The sequence below is a fragment of the Rhizobium sp. FG96 genome (assembly GCF_057808655.1).
The window spans coordinates 66023-82016 of sequence record NZ_JBMDIL010000007.1 but is presented as its reverse complement, the minus strand read 5'-3'; the positions used below and the strand labels follow the sequence as shown (position 1 = coordinate 82016).

16 protein-coding genes and 1 pseudogene are annotated in these 15994 nt (G+C 62.6%); 6 read left to right on the top strand and 11 right to left on the bottom strand.

Translation table 11 applies throughout. The features are described 5' to 3' along the window. Positions 1 to 29 precede the first annotated feature (29 nt). From ACODR6_RS15445 to ACODR6_RS15435, 3 genes are read right to left on the bottom strand one after another with little or no spacing between them, the layout of a single operon-like run. Complete coding sequence (locus tag ACODR6_RS15445; protein ID WP_489022851.1) at positions 30 to 797, bottom strand: class GN sortase; 768 nt, start codon at positions 795 to 797, stop codon at positions 30 to 32. Continuing rightward, positions 797 to 3133: a marine proteobacterial sortase target protein gene (locus ACODR6_RS15440; RefSeq protein WP_489022850.1), complete on the bottom strand. Its 2337-nt coding sequence runs from the start codon at positions 3131 to 3133 to the stop codon at positions 797 to 799. Before ACODR6_RS15440 ends, ACODR6_RS15445 begins: the two co-directional genes overlap by 1 nt. A 60-nt stretch (positions 3134 to 3193) precedes the next feature. Continuing rightward, positions 3194 to 3445 carry a hypothetical protein gene (locus tag ACODR6_RS15435; RefSeq protein WP_489022849.1) on the bottom strand — a complete coding sequence of 84 codons (252 nt, stop codon included), beginning with the start codon at positions 3443 to 3445 and terminating at the stop codon, positions 3194 to 3196. A gap of 63 nt (positions 3446 to 3508) precedes the next feature. On the opposite strand from ACODR6_RS15435, the gene ACODR6_RS15430 reads away from it, so the two are divergent. The 3 genes from ACODR6_RS15430 to ACODR6_RS15420 all read left to right on the top strand — a co-directional run bounded on the left by ACODR6_RS15430 (position 3509) and on the right by ACODR6_RS15420 (position 5456). Then, entirely contained in the window at positions 3509 to 4711 is a 1203-nt protein-coding gene (locus ACODR6_RS15430) for a pyridoxal phosphate-dependent aminotransferase (RefSeq protein ID WP_112719302.1), read from the top strand. A 104-nt stretch (positions 4712 to 4815) separates the two neighbouring features. Continuing rightward, positions 4816 to 5112, top strand: coding sequence for a nucleotidyltransferase family protein (locus ACODR6_RS15425; RefSeq protein WP_489022848.1), 297 nt, complete (start codon positions 4816 to 4818; stop codon positions 5110 to 5112). After that, a complete protein-coding gene (locus tag ACODR6_RS15420) occupies positions 5112 to 5456 on the top strand; it encodes a HepT-like ribonuclease domain-containing protein (protein WP_489022847.1) in 345 nt (114 codons plus the stop codon). The genes ACODR6_RS15425 and ACODR6_RS15420 overlap by 1 nt, the downstream gene beginning before the upstream one ends. A gap of 2 nt (positions 5457 to 5458) precedes the next feature. On the opposite strand, the gene ACODR6_RS15415 is transcribed toward ACODR6_RS15420, so the two are convergent. Continuing rightward, complete coding sequence (locus ACODR6_RS15415; protein ID WP_489022846.1) at positions 5459 to 6556, bottom strand: calcium:cation antiporter; 1098 nt, start codon at positions 6554 to 6556, stop codon at positions 5459 to 5461. 233 nt (positions 6557 to 6789) lie between these two features. Between ACODR6_RS15415 and ACODR6_RS15410 the strand changes: the two genes are divergently transcribed. After that, complete coding sequence (locus tag ACODR6_RS15410; protein ID WP_112719298.1) at positions 6790 to 7074, top strand: DUF2188 domain-containing protein; 285 nt, start codon at positions 6790 to 6792, stop codon at positions 7072 to 7074. A gap of 30 nt (positions 7075 to 7104) precedes the next feature. Here ACODR6_RS15410 and ACODR6_RS15405 read toward each other — a convergent pair whose 3' ends face one another. After that, a complete protein-coding gene (locus ACODR6_RS15405; RefSeq protein ID WP_489022845.1) occupies positions 7105 to 8016 on the bottom strand; it encodes a LysR family transcriptional regulator in 912 nt (303 codons plus the stop codon). Between the two features lie 88 nt (positions 8017 to 8104). Here ACODR6_RS15405 and ACODR6_RS15400 point away from each other — a divergent pair, with 88 nt between their 5' ends. Further along, a complete protein-coding gene (locus ACODR6_RS15400; protein WP_489022844.1) occupies positions 8105 to 9106 on the top strand; it encodes an SDR family NAD(P)-dependent oxidoreductase in 1002 nt (333 codons plus the stop codon). On the opposite strand, the gene ACODR6_RS15395 is transcribed toward ACODR6_RS15400, so the two are convergent. The 6 genes and pseudogenes from ACODR6_RS15395 to trxB all read right to left on the bottom strand — a co-directional run bounded on the left by ACODR6_RS15395 (position 9103) and on the right by trxB (position 15182). Next, positions 9103 to 9900: an aminoglycoside phosphotransferase family protein gene (locus tag ACODR6_RS15395; RefSeq protein ID WP_489022843.1), complete on the bottom strand. Its 798-nt coding sequence runs from the start codon at positions 9898 to 9900 to the stop codon at positions 9103 to 9105. The genes ACODR6_RS15400 and ACODR6_RS15395 overlap by 4 nt on opposite strands. Before the next feature lie 217 nt (positions 9901 to 10117). Next, positions 10118 to 11242 (bottom strand): alkene reductase, encoded by a 1125-nt coding sequence (locus ACODR6_RS15390; RefSeq protein WP_413709889.1) that lies wholly within the window; start codon positions 11240 to 11242, stop codon positions 10118 to 10120. Positions 11243 to 11266: 24 nt separating this feature from the next. Further along, positions 11267 to 12431 (bottom strand): annotated as a pseudogene (locus ACODR6_RS15385) (MFS transporter). 1 nt (position 12432) lies between these two features. After that, positions 12433 to 12726, bottom strand: a complete 294-nt coding sequence (locus ACODR6_RS15380) for an ArsR/SmtB family transcription factor (RefSeq protein WP_112715713.1) — start codon at positions 12724 to 12726, stop codon at positions 12433 to 12435. Between the two features lie 561 nt (positions 12727 to 13287). Continuing rightward, the gene (locus tag ACODR6_RS15375) at positions 13288 to 14184 is read right to left on the bottom strand and encodes a LysR family transcriptional regulator VtlR (protein ID WP_112386304.1); all 897 of its coding nucleotides are present in this window, start codon (positions 14182 to 14184) and stop codon (positions 13288 to 13290) included. A 23-nt stretch (positions 14185 to 14207) separates the two neighbouring features. Then, complete coding sequence (gene trxB / locus ACODR6_RS15370) at positions 14208 to 15182, bottom strand: thioredoxin-disulfide reductase (protein WP_489022842.1); 975 nt, start codon at positions 15180 to 15182, stop codon at positions 14208 to 14210. Between the two features lie 235 nt (positions 15183 to 15417). Between trxB and ACODR6_RS15365 the strand changes: the two genes are divergently transcribed. Continuing rightward, entirely contained in the window at positions 15418 to 15885 is a 468-nt protein-coding gene (locus tag ACODR6_RS15365) for an Lrp/AsnC family transcriptional regulator (protein ID WP_112715709.1), read from the top strand. The last annotated feature ends 109 nt before the right edge of the window (positions 15886 to 15994 follow it).

Sequence of the window (15994 nt, the reverse complement as noted above, 5' to 3'; positions counted from 1 at the left end):
GGCGCGCGTGGGCGATCGCTTCAACCTCATCAGGTCCCGGATAACGGCTTTGTGTTGCCGGGTTGAACGGTGCCGGTCTGGATCCTGTCGACCAGTTCGGCTTCGACGATGTAGCGCATCGGGCCGCGCTCGGTGGCGTCGAAGGGCCAGCAGGTCGTCAGCACGAGGTGGCGGCCCTCTGACGCGGCGTCGATGCCGCTTTCATCCCAGCGGGCGACACGGGCATCTGTTGCCTTGAAGGTCAGGACGGAGCCGTCGCGGCGGGTGATCTCGATATCGTCTCCGGCGCGCACATCCTTCAGCCAGCGGAAATGCGTGTCGCGGTGGGCGGCGATGACGGAGGTGCCTTCTTCTCCGGGCTGCGGCGTGTTGCTGAGCCAGGCCGGGCCGAAGGCGAGGGCTTCGCCCGTGGCGCCGGAGAGCACGATCGCCGTCTTGCCGAGGCGTGGGGCGCTGACTTCGGCTTCTGTGGTGAAATCTGCCCAGGGCCAGGGCTTGGCATCCTCGCCGCGCAGCTCGGCGGCGAAGGCGCGTTTCAGCAGCACCTGCGAGAGTTCTGCCTTGCCCTTCATGTAGAAGCCGCTGGTCATCAGCGCCGTGCCGTAGAGCCCGAGGCCGAGGATGGCGACGGCGATCACCTTCTCCATCGCCGACAGGCGGGCTAGGAGGCTTTTCCGGGGCGCGTCGATCTCAAACGCCGTCGCCGCGGCATTCGCCATCATCAGCTCCAGATAGCTCGGAAGCGGGTCGAACTCGCCCGCTTCCTCGTTCCAGCTTCCGCGTTGTGCGCCGGGCATCAACGGCCTCCTGTGAGGAAGGCGCCGCGGATGCGGCGGCGCCAGATCGCAAAGCCGCCGGCAGCGGCCAGGGCTGCGAGCAACATGGTCAGGCCCTGCATGATCTGCCGGTCGGCAAGGGTTGCCGTCTGCGGCAGCTTTACCGATGCCGAGCGCTGGGCGATCAGGTTTGCGGCACCCGGTGTCGGGGCGGCGGCCATCTGGTTGGCGACGGCGGCAAATTCCATCTGCGGCTTTGCCATGGCGTGATCCGGTGCGCTGCCGGCAGGGGCAGGGGCGGGTTCGCCCATCACCTTATCGAAGTCCCATCCGTCGGGCAGGTTGAGTGGCAGCTTGGTCGAGGTGACCGGCTGGCCATCGGCGCGCGACGGCGTGACGTCGACGGCAACGAGGCTGGTGACGCGGGAGACGAGATGGTGAGCCATGGCGATCGTCTCGACATCCTTGTCGAGCGCTGCCGGATCCTGGCGCTCGTAGGAGCGGGCTTCGAGATCGTCGATCTTGCGGCGCGCCCAAAGCTTGGAGAGCCCTTTGCCATCGGCGGCATTGGCGATATCCATCTCGACGCGCCAGGGCTGGGCGCCGGTCTTGCCTGATATCTGCAGCTTGCCTGATGGCTTGTCCGTCGGCAGTTCGGCGGTCAGGACGACGGGCTCGCCGGTATAGAGGTCGGGCATCGGGTTCGGCGTGATGTCGCTTGCCTGCACGCCGTCGAAAGTGGCGGCGATATCGGTCATCGCAGGGTTCTGCAGCTTGGCGAAGAGCTCGCCCATGCGCGAGGCCACCTGATCGGTCGAGCCGATATGGGTGAAGGTGCCGCGGCCGAGCTCGGCGGCCTTGGTCATGAAGTAGGAGTTCGGAGCCGAGCCGATGCCGACTGTGAAGACGCGAGCATCGCTGCGGTTGTTGGTGATCTCCATGAACAGCTGCTGCTCGTTGCCGATCGCGCCATCCGTCAGGAAGACCACCTGGCGGAGCGCGCCATTGGCGACGGCGCCCTGGTTGCGCAGCGCATCTTCGAGCGCCGGCAGCATCTCGGTGCCGCCATCGGCGGTGAGGCCGCGCACATAGGCGATCGCCTTTTCGCGATTGTCTGGTGTCGCGCCGACAAGGCCGCCGAAATAGTCGGTCATCGTATCGTCGAAACGGATGACGTTGAAGCGGTCGTCGGGGCCGAGCCTGGAGATCGCCAGCGCCAGGCTTTCCTTGGCCTGCGCGATCGACTCGCCGGACATCGAGCCGGAATTGTCGATGACGAAGATGACCTCGCGCTTCGGCGGTGCCGTGGAGGCATCCGGTGTTGCGGGCGGGGTGACGAAGGCGAGAAGATAGGTCTTGCCGTTGAGCACCTCGCGGAAGAGGCCGGCGCTCGGCGTCTTGCCGGGAGTTGCCTTCCAGGTGAGCTCGAAATCCTTGTCGGCGGGAACGGAGTCACCCTTCAGGCTGATGACGCGGTTCTGGTCGCCGTCCTGCTTGATGTCGACATCGTGGAAGGCGGATTTGACGTCGCCGAGCGGGAAGCCTGCCTTGAGGTTCACGGTCAGCGCCACCGGATTGATCCTGGCGTTTTCGCGCGGATCGAGCACCGGTGCCTCGATCTTCTCGCGGTTCGGCACCGGATCGGACGGCACCGCGAAGCCGGCGCCGTTGTTGAACTCGACGGTCTGGACGACGGGGGCCGGATTGTAGCGAGGCGCGACGACCATCGGAAAGCGCAGCGAGAACTCGCCGCCCGATTGGTGCACGGCCTGCTGATATTCGATCTGCACGACGATGGTTTCGCCCGGGCCGATATTGGCGACCTGGTTGGTGAAGATGTTCGGGCGCTGCTGTTCGAGAAGAGCGGCCTTCTTGCCTTCTGCCTTGGCCTGTTCGTAGATCTCGCGGGCTTCCTGACGCGGTTTGATCTGGCCCTCGATGAAGCGATCGCCGATCTGCATCTTCAGTTCGTCGACGGCGGAATTTTCTGGCAGCGGGAAGACATAGGTGCCCTCGACCCAGCCCTTGCTCGGGTTCTGGAAGCGCTGGGTGACCTTGACGCGGGCGACGGGGCCGGAGACGTCCATCTGCACATCGGTCTTCAGCCGCGGCGCCTCGATGAAGAAGCCCGGTTCCTTCGACGGAAAGAGCAGCGAGCCGCTGTTGACGTCGTTCGGGCGAACGAGGCCTGCGAGCTGCTCGACCTTCTGCGGCTGCGCTTCTTCGGCGCGGGCGGCGGAGACCAGGCCTGCGGCCATCATCAGCGATGCGAAAAATGTCGTGAACGCAATCAGGAATGAAAAGGACACACGGCTGGCGCGGAGCCGCTCTGTGGCAAACTCGTCTTCCAGAAACATTGGCATACCCTCAATAACCAATTTCGGATGATCCAGATTGAGGCTTCGATCCCGGCGGGCTCACGACCGAATTGCGGCGTGCCGCGGCATTTGTTGCGGCTTATTTGCGGCAAAGGCCCGAAACGTGGAAGTTTCTGATTTTAAGGGGTAAATCCGGATCTCTTCAGAAATCGATTCAAGTTCTTCGCAAAGTGATTCAGTGCATCGCTGCAAAGACGATTCCGGCACGGCTTTCAGGTGCGGCAATTGATCAATAAGAATCATCGGCGCCATCGCGCCTTTGCCCTTGAAATGCCTGTCTACATTGGACATAGACCTTAGCGCAGAATTCCGGTCCCGGCTTTCTGCCCCTTTCAACCGTATAGGACCGATATCATGGCCTTCCTTGCCGATGCTCTTTCCCGTGTGAAGCCTTCAGCCACCATCGCAGTCGCTCAGAAAGCGCGCGAGCTGAAAGCCAAAGGACGCGACGTGATCGGCCTCGGCGCTGGCGAACCGGATTTCGATACGCCTGACAATATCAAGGAAGCGGCGATCGACGCGATCCGCCGCGGCGAGACGAAGTACACGCCGATCTCCGGTATCCCGGAACTGCGCAAGGCGATTGCCGCGAAGTTCAAGCGCGAGAACAATCTCGACTATACGTGGGAGCAGACGATCGTCGGCACCGGCGGCAAGCACATCCTCTTCAACGCCTTCATGGCGACGCTGAACGCCGGCGACGAAGTCGTCATCCCGACGCCTTACTGGGTGTCCTATCCCGAGATCGTAGCGCTTTGCGGCGGCACGCCCGTCTTCGTCGCGACGACCCAGGAGAACAACTTCAAGCTCCAGGCCGCCGACCTCGAAAAGGCAATCACGCCGAAGACCAAGTGGTTCATGTTCAACTCGCCGTCTAACCCGTCGGGCGCTGCCTATACGCATGACGAACTCAAGGCGCTGACCGACGTTCTCGTCAAGCATCCACATGTCTGGGTTCTGACCGACGACATGTACGAGCATCTGACCTATGGCGACTTCAAGTTCGCGACGCCTGTCGAAGTCGAGCCGTCGCTCTACGACCGTACGCTGACGATGAACGGCGTCTCCAAGGCCTATGCCATGACCGGCTGGCGTATCGGCTACGCAGCCGGCCCGCTGCAGCTGATCAAGGCGATGGACATGATCCAGGGCCAGCAGACCTCGGGCACGACCTCGATTGCCCAGTGGGCCGCCGTCGAAGCACTGAACGGCCCGCAGGACTTCATCCCGGCCAACAAGAAAATCTTCGAAGGACGCCGCGATCTCGTCGTCTCGATGCTCAACCAGGCCAAGGGCATTTCCTGCCCGGTTCCTGAAGGCGCCTTCTACGTCTATCCGTCCTGCAAGGGCCTGATCGGCAAGACCGCACCGTCCGGCAAGGTCATCGAAACCGACGAAGACTTTGTCACCGAGTTGCTGGAAAGCGAAGGCGTTGCCGTCGTCCACGGCTCGGCCTTCGGCCTCGGCCCGAACTTCCGCATCTCCTATGCAACCTCCGAAGACCTGCTGGAAGAAGCTTGCCGCCGCATCCAGCGCTTCTGCGGCGCTTGCAAGTAAGCGATAGTTTTAGTTGGAATATCGAAGCCCGCCGGAGACGGCGGGCTTTTTGTTTGGGTGGGCGGCTGTGGAGATCGGCGAGCGCATGTGTTAGCTTTTCGCTCATGGATAGAAGAGAAGCGCTCGAAAGCTTGAAGGAGCATTCCGATGCCGTTCGCGGCATGGGCGCGACGGGGCTTTATCTTTTCGGCTCGGTGGCCCGCGATGAGCCGACTCCCGATAGCGACCTCGATATTTTCATCGACCATGAAGCCGGCTCGCATTTCTCGCTTCTCGATTTGGTCGCCATCAAGCAGTTTCTCGAGGACAAGCTCGACGTGGAGGTCGACGTCACGACCCGCGACAGCCTGCATCCGATGCTGAAGGCTGATATCGAGCAGAACGCCATCCGGGTCTTTTGATGGCGAGGAAGCTGAAGCCGGTTCTCGCCGAGATCATCGAAACCATAGACGGGGTGAAGGCTGCCACGGACGGCAAGTCGCTCGATGATTTCAAGGCCGATTGGCTATTGCGACTGGCGACGCAACGGGCGCTGGAAATTATCTCGGAAGCCAGCCGTCATCTGCCGGATGATTTGATCGCGAGCGAGCGGGATATTCCGTGGAAGCAGATCCGGGGCATCGGAAACATTCTGCGGCACGAATACCACCGGATAGCTGATGATATAATCTGGGCTGTGGTTGCTCAGCATCTTCCTTCACTGCGAGATGCTGCGGTCAGGTTGTCCGATCGCATCGACGAGTGAGTTTATAGCCCCAGCGCCGACAGCATCAGGAACGTTGCGAACAGAATGAAATGTGTCATCCCCTCTATGGCGTTGGTTTCGCCGTCGTTGAGGTTGATGGCGGCGGCGATGAGGGTGATAGCGACCATCACTGTCTGGACCGGGGTCATGGCCATGACGAAGGGCTGGCCAGTGTAGAGGGCGATGGCCTCCATGACGGGGACCGTCAGGATCACCGTCGACAGCGAGGCGCCCATGGCGATGTTAACCGTTGCCTGCATGCGGTTCTTCAGGGCAGCGCGCAATGCCGTCAGAATTTCGGGGGCGGCGGAGATCGCGGCAACGACGATGGCGGTGAGCGCGATCGGGGCGCCGGTATCGCGCAGGCCCTCTGTCATGAAGGCCGACATGAATTCGGCGAGCGCGCCAATGATGACGACGCCGATCAGGATTGTCGCGATCGAGGCGGAGGCCGGTTCGTCGGCGTGGGGCTCGTCGGGCGTTGCCGTCTTCCGTTCGGTGCGCGGATAACTGTAGCTGAAGAAATAGCTGTGCTGGCCGACCTGCATGCGCAGGAAGAGGCCGTAGAGCGCGATCATGGCGATGATCGTGAAGCCGGAATAATAGTGCCATTTGTCGTCGGGCACGAATTCGGGAACGATCATCGAAATGCCGATCGCCGTCAGGATCATGACGCCATAGGTCTTACCGGAATTGTCGTTATAGGGTTGCTCGCCGTGCTTGAGGCCGCCGAGCAGGGCGGCGAGGCCGAGAATGCCGTTGATATCCAGCATCAGCGCCGAATAGATCGTGTCACGCACCAGCGTCGGCGAGCTTTCGCCGGCCATCATGATCGCGAGGATGATGACCTCGACGAGGACGGCAGACAGCGTCAGGATCATCGTGCCATAGGGATCGCCGACCTTGACGGCAAGGATCTCGGCGTGGTGAGCGACGCGGATGGAGGCGAGCACGATGGTGCCGACGAGGGCTGCCGCGGCGATCAGCGCCGCACCGCGGCCCATTTCCAGGATGCTGTGCTCCAAGCCATAGGCCACTGCCGCTACGATCACCGCGATGACCAGGAATTTTTCGTCTCTCAGTCGTGCGGCGAGGGTCACGCTACGCTCCAGAATTGATTCACCAGAACAATCTAAGCCGATGATATCGCTAATCAAGCCGGGGCCATTGCACGCCAAATTTGCGCTATGCCCGATTTAATGGAATACTGCCCAAATCGGTCAGCCGGACAGACATCGCGGCGTGCCTCGTATCTTGTTTCATCGCCCGCGATCCGCCGGATTGATCTCCGGAAGCTTTTCGCCGCGTCCAAGAAAACAAAGAGGAGAGGTGCATGGTCAAGGTGGTTTATGAGGTTGTGCCGCATGACGGAGGCTGGGCGTACCGCCTGGGCAATGTCTATTCCGAGGCCTTCCCGTCACATGCAGAAGCGCTGGAAGCTGCGCGCATCGTTGCTGCCGAGCAGCAGGTCGGCGGCGATTCCGCCGAGATCAGCTGGCAGGACGACAAGGGCAAGTGGCACGAGGAATATGCCGAGGGCGGCGATCGTCCGGAGACCGAAGTGGTCGACGGCCTGTTCAGAAAAAGCCCTGGGGCCGAGGCATCGCCCGGCGCCTGAGTTCGCTCCGATCCAATATCTGACCGCGCGTCACCGGGCGCGCGTGCTGGAACAGCTGTCCAGATAAAGCTTCAAACCCTCGACCAAGGCATCAAAGGCCACGCGGCAGCGCGGCGACGTCTTCAGATTTTCATGCATGGCCACCCATGTGCCGATATGCATGTCCATGACGCCGGGAAGAACACGCCTGAGGTTCGGATCGGCATCCCCAAGACCCGTCTGACACATGCCGATGCCGGCGCCGGCGCGGATGGCGGCGAGCTGCGCGAGATAGCTGTCGGTGCGCAGCGAGAAGGCGATGCCTTCGGCCACCGGGAAGCGTTTCACCATCGTGCGCACATAGGCGGTCTGCCGGTCGAAGCCGATCAGGCGATGCGTCTCGATATCTTCCAGCGTCTGCGGCGTGCCGTGCTTTTCCAGATAGGCGTGATGGGCGTAGCAGCCGATCGGGATGTCGCCGATCCGCCTGACGACGAGCGCGTCCTGCTGCGGCTCCATCATCCGTACGGCGATATCGGCCTCGCGATTGAGCAGGTCCTCGACAGTATCGGAGGCCGAGAGCTCGATCTCGAGCGCGGGGTGGTGGTCCTGAAGCGCGGCGAGGATCGGCGGCAGGACCTCGACGGCGATCACTTCGCTGGCGCTGATCCTCACCGTTCCGTCGATCCGGTCGCGATGGCCGGAGGCGGCGCGCAAGAGGGCCGAGGAGCTTGCGGCCATGGTCTGCGCGAAGGGCGCGAGCAATTGTGCGGCGTCCGTCGGCAGCAGGCCGCTTTGCGAGCGTGTGAAGAGCTCGGCGCCGACGGCTTGTTCGAGCGCGTCGATATGGCGGCCGATGGTCGGCTGGGTCAGGCCGAGCTCACGCGCGGCGGCCGAAAGCGAGCCATGCGCCAGCACGGTCAGAAAGGTGCGGTAGAGATCCCAGCTTGGTTCGTTGCTCATTGATTTATGTATAGATGATGCACGTATTTCGTCAATTTCGTTTATCGCGCGACGGGCGCATGATCGCGTCATCATCAAGGAGATTGAGATGACAGAGGATCGGAAGACAGCTCTCGTTCTTGGCGCCACGGGCGGTATCGGCGGCGCCGTTGCCCGCAAGCTGATGCAGCGCGGATGGCAGGTGCGGGCGCTGAACCGCAATGCGAAGGCTGCATCGCAGCGCATGCCTGAAATCGGATGGGTGCAAGGCGATGCGATGGATGCGGGCGATGTCCGCGCGGCGGCGGAGGGCACGGCGCTGATCGTACATGCGGTGAACCCGCCGGGTTATCGCGACTGGGAAAAGCTGGTGCTGCCGATGCTCGACAATACGATCGCGGCGGCGTGCTCGGTTGGCGCCCGCATCGTCCTGCCGGGGACGGTCTATAATTTCGGGCCGGATGCCTTTCCTGTCCTCCGCGAAGACAGCCCGCAGAAACCGGTGACGAAGAAGGGAGCGATCCGCGTGGAGATGGAGAAGCGGCTGAAGCGGGCGGCGGAGCAGGGGACCGGTGTGATCATCGTCCGCGCCGGTGATTTCTTCGGCCCGGGCACGACCGGCAACAGCTGGTTCTCGCAGATCGTCACGTCGGGCAAGCCGGTCCGGACGCTGAAGAACCCGGCACGCGATGGCATTGGTCATCAATGGGCCTATCTTCCCGATGTGGCCGAGACGATGGCCGAGCTCATCGAGCGGGCTTCCTCGCTGCCGGACTTCGCCGTCTATCACATGGATGGCTTCTGGGATCGCGACGGCCGCCAGATGGCCGAGGCGATCCGTAGGGTTTCGGGCGGCCGGGCAAAGATCGGCGCCTTTCCCTGGTGGATCGTGCCGCTGGCGGCACCCTTCATCACCGTCATGCGGGAGGTCAAGGAGATGCGCTATCTCTGGAAGGAGCCGCTGCGCATGTCCAATACCAAGCTGGCGGCCGAGCTCGGTCGCGAGCCGCAGACGCCGATCGATGAAGCCGTGCGTGCTTCGCTGGTGGCGCTCGGCTGCCTGCCGAAGACCGCGGGACTGCTCACCAATCGCGAGGCGATCGTGGGCTAGCCGAGTTCGCCAAGCGCGATGCGGGCGACCGCCAGCTGCAGATCGGCGCTCTCCGTCGAGCCGTCGCCCATAAACCAGGCGGCCGACAGGCCGGAATAGGCGACGATCCATTGCAGCAGACGCCGAGGCTCAAGTCCGGTTTCCGCCGAGACGATCGGCAGTTGCCGCTGCAGGCGGCCGGGGGCGGCGATCGTCGCCAGGTCCTCGTTGGCAAAGGTGTTGGCGAAGTCGAAGCCGCGCTCGCCGTAGAGCCCCTTGGGATCGATCGCCAGCCAGCCGTCCTCGCCGAAATCGAGGATATTGCTGTGATGGATGTCGCCGTGGAGGACGGCCGTAGCCTGCGGCTCGGCCAGCAACGTCCTGGCGACGCGATCGCAATCGGCAAGCGTGCCGCCATGGGCCGCGGCCGCGGGCGCCAGTTCGCGGAACCATCGTTCGAGCGGGATGAGCGCAGGCAGCGGCTTTTGACGCGGGTCGTGGAGAGCGTTGACGGTACGGCAGATGATCCGCGTCGCCGCGTCGTCCTGCCCCTCATGGGCCATCCTGAGCAGCGACTGCGGACTGAGCGAACGTTCCATCAGAACGGCGTGGCTGTCATGGGCATAGACGCGCGCCGCACCCTTGCCATCCCACCAATCCAGCACCGCGCCACCGGCCCGCTCCGCCTCGTCCTCCGACATCTTCAGCATGGCCGGCTTGCTGCGCCAGAGGACGGGCAGAAGCTTGCTGCTATGGGTGACGATTGGGCGGCCGTCGGGCGTGAGGGACCAGCGGGAGAGGTAGGGTTCGAACATGGGGTGGAAGGTAGGGGGCGGGAGGGTCGGTTTGAAGGGGGTGAGCCTTCGAATAGACCGCCGCCATGCTCCGGCCTGTCCCGAGCATCTGCAACGGTTGATGTAGGGGGTCGTTAGATCCTCGGCACGAGGCCGAGGATGACTGAGGGAAGTGGTGGGACTGCCCCAAAAAGAAATCCCGCCTCTTGGGCGGGATTTCTCAGTTTCCACTCAGTCCTTACGCGACCTTGTCGATCAGCGGGTAGTCCGTGTAGCCCTTGGCGCCGCCGCCGTAGAAGGTGGCCTGGTCGCCGGCGTTGAGGGGCAGGTTCTTCTGCAGGCGCTCGACGAGATCGGGGTTGGCGATGAAGGGCTTGCCGAAGGCGACGAGGTCGGCGCGGCCGGTTTCGGCGGCGGCGATCGCCATGTCGCGGTCGTAGCCGTTATTGACCATCCAGCTTGCCTTGCCGCCGGCCTTTTCATAAGCGGCGCGCAGCGCTGCATAGTCGAAGGAGGGGTTGGTGCCGCCCTTGTAGTCGCGTTCGCCGCCGGTCTGGCCTTCGACGATATGGATATAGGCGAGATCGTATTTCGCCAGTCCCTCGACCACGTGGGTGAAGACGGCCTGCGGGTTCGAATCGTAGCTGTCGTTCGACGGCGTGACCGGCGACAGGCGGATGGCGGTGCGGCCGGCGCCGATTTCCCTGGTGACGGCTTCCACGACTTCGAAGGTCAGGCGGGTGCGGTTTTCGATCGAGCCGCCATACTGGTCAGTGCGGTCGTTGATGCCGTCGCGCATGAACTGGTCGAGCAAGTAGCCATTGGCGCCGTGGATCTCCACGCCGTCGAAGCCGGCGTCGATGGCAGCGCGGGCAGCCTTGCGATAGTCCTCGATGATGCCGGGGATTTCGGACGTTTCCAGAGCGCGGGGCTCGGAAGTCTCGGCGAAGGTGCCGGTGCCGTCAGGATTGACGAGGTAGGTCTTGCCCTTGGCGGCGCGGTTGGTCGAGGAGACCGGCTTGCCGCCGTTTGGCTGCAGCGTGGTGTGCGAGATACGGCCGACATGCCACATCTGGACGACGATCTTGCCGCCGCCGGCATGGACGGCGTCGGTGACGCGCTTCCAGCCATCGAGCGCTTCCTTCGTGTAGAGGCCAGGCACGTCGGCATAACCCTGGCCCTGATGGGTGATCGGGGTTGCCTCGGTGATGATCAGGCCGGCGCTGGCGCGCTGGCGGTAATATTCGACGTTCAGGTCGTTCGGCACGGCGCCCGGCGAGCGGTTGCGGGTCAGCGGGGCCATGACGATGCGGTTCTTGACGGCGATGTCGCCAACCTGTGTCGGTTCAAAAAGCTTGGTCATAAGTCTTTCCTTTTCTGGCGGGGATCACGCGGCCGGGGCGGGGGCTGTCTTGCCCCGGGCCGAAAGATAGGTGAGGGCGGTCGCGCCGAGGCCGATGATGGCCATGAGGGCGGCTGCCAGGGGTACGCGGGTGAGCTCGAAGCCTGATGCGATCACCATGCCTCCGGCCCAGGCGCCGAGCGCGTTGCCGGTGTTGAAGGCGCCGATATTGATCGTCGAGACCAGGTTCGGTGCATCCTTGCCGAAGCTGACGACGCCGACCTGCAGGGCGGGAACGGCGGCAAAGGTGGCGATCGCCCAGACGAGCAGGGTGATTTCCGCTGGGATGAAGAAGCGGCTGGTGAAGCTGAAGACCACCGAGGTGACGGCGATCGCGGCAAAGACGCCGGCCAGCGTGACGCCAAGCTTCCAGTCGGCGAGCTTGCCGCCGAGCAGATTGCCGATGGTGAGGCCGAGGCCGATCAGGAACAGCGTCCAGGTGACACCCTTCGGCGACAGGCCGGTGACATCGCGCAGCAGCGGCGCGATATAGGTGAAGAGCGCGAACATCGAGGCCGAGAAGAAGACGGGTCGACAGCGCCAGCCACAGGCGGCCGTTGCGCAGCGCCGAGATTTCGGCAAGCAGGCTGCCCTGCGTTTCGTTCTTGTCTTTCGGCAGGATGGCAATCAGGCCGAGGATGGTGACGATACCGATAACGGTGACGACGGCGAAGGTGGAGCGCCAGCCATAAGCCTGGCCGATCGCGGTGCCGAGCGGGACGCCGAGAACGTTTGCCAGCGTCAGGCCGGTGAACATCAAAGCGACGGCGCGGGCCTTGCGGTCCTCACTGACGAGACCGGCTGCAACCACCGAGCCGATGCCGAAGAAGGCGCCGTGGCAAAGGGCGGTGACGACGCGGGCAAACATCAGCACCCAGTAATTCGGGGCGATGGCGCAGAGCAGGTTGCCGGCGATGAAGAAGGCCATCAGCGCGATCAGCGCCGTGCGCCGCTTCAGCTTGGCGGTGGAGACCGCCATGACCGGCGCGCCGATCGCGACGGCCAGCGCATAGCCGGTGACGAGCCAGCCGGCCTGCGGAATGGTGACGGAGAGGTCGGCGGCCACTTCCGGCAGCAGACCCATGATGACGAATTCCGTGGTGCCTATTGCAAAGGAGCTCAAGGCGAGAACGAGGAGGGCGAGGGGCATATCAAAGATCCTGGGAGAGCTGCTTCAGGAAGGCAGCGATGGTTTCTTCGTTTCGCTTGTAGAAAATCCACTGGCCGACACGGCGCGTGGTGACGAGACCGGCGCGGTGCAGCGTGCCGAGATGCGAGGAGACCGTCGACTGCGACAGTCCGCAGCGCTCGAACTGGCTGGCGCAGACGCCCATATCCAGCGGATGCTCCTGAGAGGCGAAATGCGCCTCCGGATTTTTCAGCCAGTTGAGGATTTCCATCCGGGTCGGATGTGAAAGTGCCTTGAGGATTTCGTCCTTGTCCATCGCCTGCTCTCGATCCTTAAATCGAACTTTCTCGATATATGGATCGCTGCGTGTCGATATGCAAGAGGCGACGGTGTGAGCCGTTGCACGATATTTCTCTGATTAAATTTTAAGCAAAAAAAAGAGGGCCACCGGAAAGCCGGGGCCCTTTAAAGGTGTGAAGGTCAATAAACCTCCAGAGGGGAACAGCTAACGCGGTGGCACTGGGAGAGAACCACGAAATGCATCAGCTATGTGCGATATGGTGGTTTATTGGGCAGGTTGCAATGCATTTTTGTGCATGCCTGCTATGCACTGCACAAATTATGCTGCGCCGCAGCGAATTTGGGCAAAAAAAGAGGGCCGCCGAAAGCTCGGGGCCCTTTTAAGGTGTGAAGGTCAAAAACCTCCAGAGGGGAACAGCTAATGCGGTGGAACTGGGAGGAAAAGCCACCATGTGCATCAGCTAAGTGCGATATGGTGTTTTAATGTGCAAACGGCAACCCCTCTTTTGTGCATGTCAGTCATGCAGTGGTTGCATAGTCTGCAATTCATTCCACAATTCGCGTCTGTCGAGCCCGCTCAGAAGTTCCAGTTTCTGGCCTTGGTGACGATGAAATCGCGGAAAGCCTTCAGCTTCGCGGCATTCTTGATCTCGTCCGGATAGCAGAAATAAGTATCGAAAGAGGGGACATCGGCATTGATCGCCAGCTGGATCAGACCCGGGTCGCGGCCGACGATATAGTCCGGCATGCAGGCGACGCCCATGCCGAGGAGGCAGGCGCGCTTGATCGAGGTCTGGCTGTTGATCTGCAGATGCGGAATGCGCTTGTTGTCCGACGAGCGGCCGGCAATCTCCAGCCAGTTGACGTCGAGCAGGTAGTTCGGCGCCGGCTCACCGAAGGTGATGATCCGGTGATTGTCGAGATCCTCCACCGTCTGCGGCTCGCCGTAGCGGTTGATATAGGAGGGCGCGGCATAGACGTGCATATGCACGGTGAAGAGCTTGCGCTGGATGAGGTCGGACTGCTGCGGCTGGCGCAGGCGGATGGCGCAATCGGCGTGACGCATGTTCACATCGACTTCCTCGTTGTCGAGGATCAGCTGGATCTGCACATCCGGGTAGAGCTGCATGAACTCCTGGATCTTGTCCGTCAGCCAGCCCTGGCCGAGACCGACCGTCGTCGTGACGCGCAGCTTGCCGGACGGCGTTTCCGTCGTCTCGGTCAGCTGCATCTTCACGGTTTCGAGCTTCAGCAGCACATCATGGGCGGTGCGGTAGAGCAGTTCGCCCTGTTCCGTCAGGATCAGGCCGCGCGCATGGCGGTGGAACAGCTTGGTGCCGACATCCTGCTCCAGCGCGCTGACCTGGCGGCTGATGGCGGATTGAGACAGATGCAACTTGTCGGCCGCATGCGTGAACGAACCCGCTTCGGCAGCTGCGTGGAAGATACGCAGCTTGTCCCAATCCAATGGCATTCCCCCACCCCTCATAGCCATGCTTACTCCGCGGCCACGGCGACGGGCATGTGGCCCGTCAGATAACGCTCGGCTTCGAGAGCGGCCATGCATCCCATGCCGGCGGCGGTGATCGCCTGGCGGAAGGTATCGTCCGTCACGTCACCGGCAGCATAGACACCCTCTACGCTTGTGGCGGTGGAGTCGGGAGCGGTCCAGAGATAGCCGTTGTCCTTGAGCTTCAGCTTGCCCTTGAAGAGTTCGGTGGCCGGCGCATGGCCGATGGCCACGAAGACGCCGTCGATGGTGTTTTCGCAGATGGCGCCGGTGCGGGTGTCGCGCAGACGCACGCCCGAGACGGACGGCGGCATCGGCGGCTTTGCCGGCGTGCCGGTGATTTCGGCAATCTCGGTGTTCCAGAGGATCTTGACGTTTTCCTTGGCGAACAGGCGTTCCTGCAGGATCTTTTCCGAACGGAAGCTGTCGCGGCGGTGCACGACCGTCACCGACTTGGCGATATTCGAGAGGTAAAGCGCTTCCTCGACGGCGCTGTTGCCACCGCCGACGACGATGACGTCCTTGTTGCGATAGAAGAAGCCGTCGCAGGTGGCGCAGGCCGAAACGCCGAAGCCCTGGAAATGCTGCTCGCTCTCGATGCCGAGCCACTTCGCCTTGGCGCCGGTGGCGATGATCAGCGTATCGGCGGTCCACACCTGGCCGCTATCGGTGCGCGCCACGAAGGGGCGCTGGTTCATCTCGACTTCGGTGACGAGGTCGTTGACGATTTCGGCACCGACATGCTTTGCCTGCTGCAGCATCTGGTCCATCAGCCACGGGCCCTGAATCGGATCGGCAAAGCCCGGATAGTTCTCGACATCGGTCGTGATCATCAGCTGGCCGCCTTGCTCCATGCCTGCGATCAGCACCGGCTTCAGCATCGCGCGCGCCGCATAGACGGCAGCCGTATAGCCGGCAGGACCGGAGCCGATGATGAGCACCTTCGTGTGGCGGGCGGACATGTCTTTAATTTCCTTTCGACTGGCGGGACGCAGCGACTAAAGAGCGAATGAGGCCGTTTGGCGTTCCCCGCACATTTATGAACGTCCAGTGCTTTTATTCAAGGGCAGCCTTGCATTACCAACAAGGCATTGCGCTTGGCTGTGCAAGAATCCATCGCAGGGGCGAAACATTCTTGCCTATTGCCGCACTTTATATAGAAGCTGGCGCGACGGAATTAAAGAAAGGCCGAAGGCTTTGGTGCGCGCCGAACTCGATGTCATCGACATAAAGATCCTCCGGGAACTGCAGGCGGACGGCCGCATGACCAATGTCGAGCTCGCCGACCGCGTCGGCATCTCGGCGCCGCCCTGCCTGCGCCGTGTGCGCAAGCTCGAGGAAGCCGGCATCATCGAGGGCTACCACGCGATGCTGAACAGCCCGAAGCTCGGCTTCGACTTGGTGGCCTTCTGCATGGTCGGCCTCAAGCACCAGTCCGAAGCCAACCTGAAGGCCTTCGCCGCCGCCACCTCCAACTGGCCGCTCGTGCGCCAGGCCTGGATGGTCTCCGGCGACAGCGACTTCCTGCTGCATTGCGTCGCCGAGAACCTGACGCGCTTTCAGGACTTCGTGATCGAGGTGCTGACGGCGAACGAGCATGTCGATACGGTGAGGACCATGCTGACTATCCGCCAGGTGAAGCGGCTGGGGCTGGTTGAGGTTTGACGGGGGTAGTACGCGCCAGTTAAGCGGCTGCAGATGTGCGGCCCGCCGAGGCAGCGCCCAGCGATTGGCGTTTTGGGTGGAGTGTCCGTCCGTCGCCGCATGAATGATC

What these genes read in the sequence shown, in the direction of transcription:
- ACODR6_RS15445 (WP_489022851.1), bottom strand. Translation starts at nt 797, where the DNA reads ATGCCCGGCGCACAACGCGGAAGCTGGAACGAGGAAGCGGGCGAGTTC.
- ACODR6_RS15440 (WP_489022850.1), bottom strand. Translation starts at nt 3,133, where the DNA reads ATGTTTCTGGAAGACGAGTTTGCCACAGAGCGGCTCCGCGCCAGCCGT.
- ACODR6_RS15435 (WP_489022849.1), bottom strand. Translation starts at nt 3,445, where the DNA reads ATGTCCAATGTAGACAGGCATTTCAAGGGCAAAGGCGCGATGGCGCCG.
- ACODR6_RS15430 (WP_112719302.1), top strand. Translation starts at nt 3,509, where the DNA reads ATGGCCTTCCTTGCCGATGCTCTTTCCCGTGTGAAGCCTTCAGCCACC.
- ACODR6_RS15425 (WP_489022848.1), top strand. Translation starts at nt 4,816, where the DNA reads ATGGATAGAAGAGAAGCGCTCGAAAGCTTGAAGGAGCATTCCGATGCC.
- ACODR6_RS15420 (WP_489022847.1), top strand. Translation starts at nt 5,112, where the DNA reads ATGGCGAGGAAGCTGAAGCCGGTTCTCGCCGAGATCATCGAAACCATA.
- ACODR6_RS15410 (WP_112719298.1), top strand. Translation starts at nt 6,790, where the DNA reads ATGGTCAAGGTGGTTTATGAGGTTGTGCCGCATGACGGAGGCTGGGCG.
- ACODR6_RS15405 (WP_489022845.1), bottom strand. Translation starts at nt 8,016, where the DNA reads ATGAGCAACGAACCAAGCTGGGATCTCTACCGCACCTTTCTGACCGTG.
- ACODR6_RS15400 (WP_489022844.1), top strand. Translation starts at nt 8,105, where the DNA reads ATGACAGAGGATCGGAAGACAGCTCTCGTTCTTGGCGCCACGGGCGGT.
- ACODR6_RS15395 (WP_489022843.1), bottom strand. Translation starts at nt 9,900, where the DNA reads ATGTTCGAACCCTACCTCTCCCGCTGGTCCCTCACGCCCGACGGCCGC.
- ACODR6_RS15390 (WP_413709889.1), bottom strand. Translation starts at nt 11,242, where the DNA reads ATGACCAAGCTTTTTGAACCGACACAGGTTGGCGACATCGCCGTCAAG.
- ACODR6_RS15380 (WP_112715713.1), bottom strand. Translation starts at nt 12,726, where the DNA reads ATGGACAAGGACGAAATCCTCAAGGCACTTTCACATCCGACCCGGATG.
- ACODR6_RS15375 (WP_112386304.1), bottom strand. Translation starts at nt 14,184, where the DNA reads ATGCCATTGGATTGGGACAAGCTGCGTATCTTCCACGCAGCTGCCGAA.
- trxB (WP_489022842.1), bottom strand. Translation starts at nt 15,182, where the DNA reads ATGTCCGCCCGCCACACGAAGGTGCTCATCATCGGCTCCGGTCCTGCC.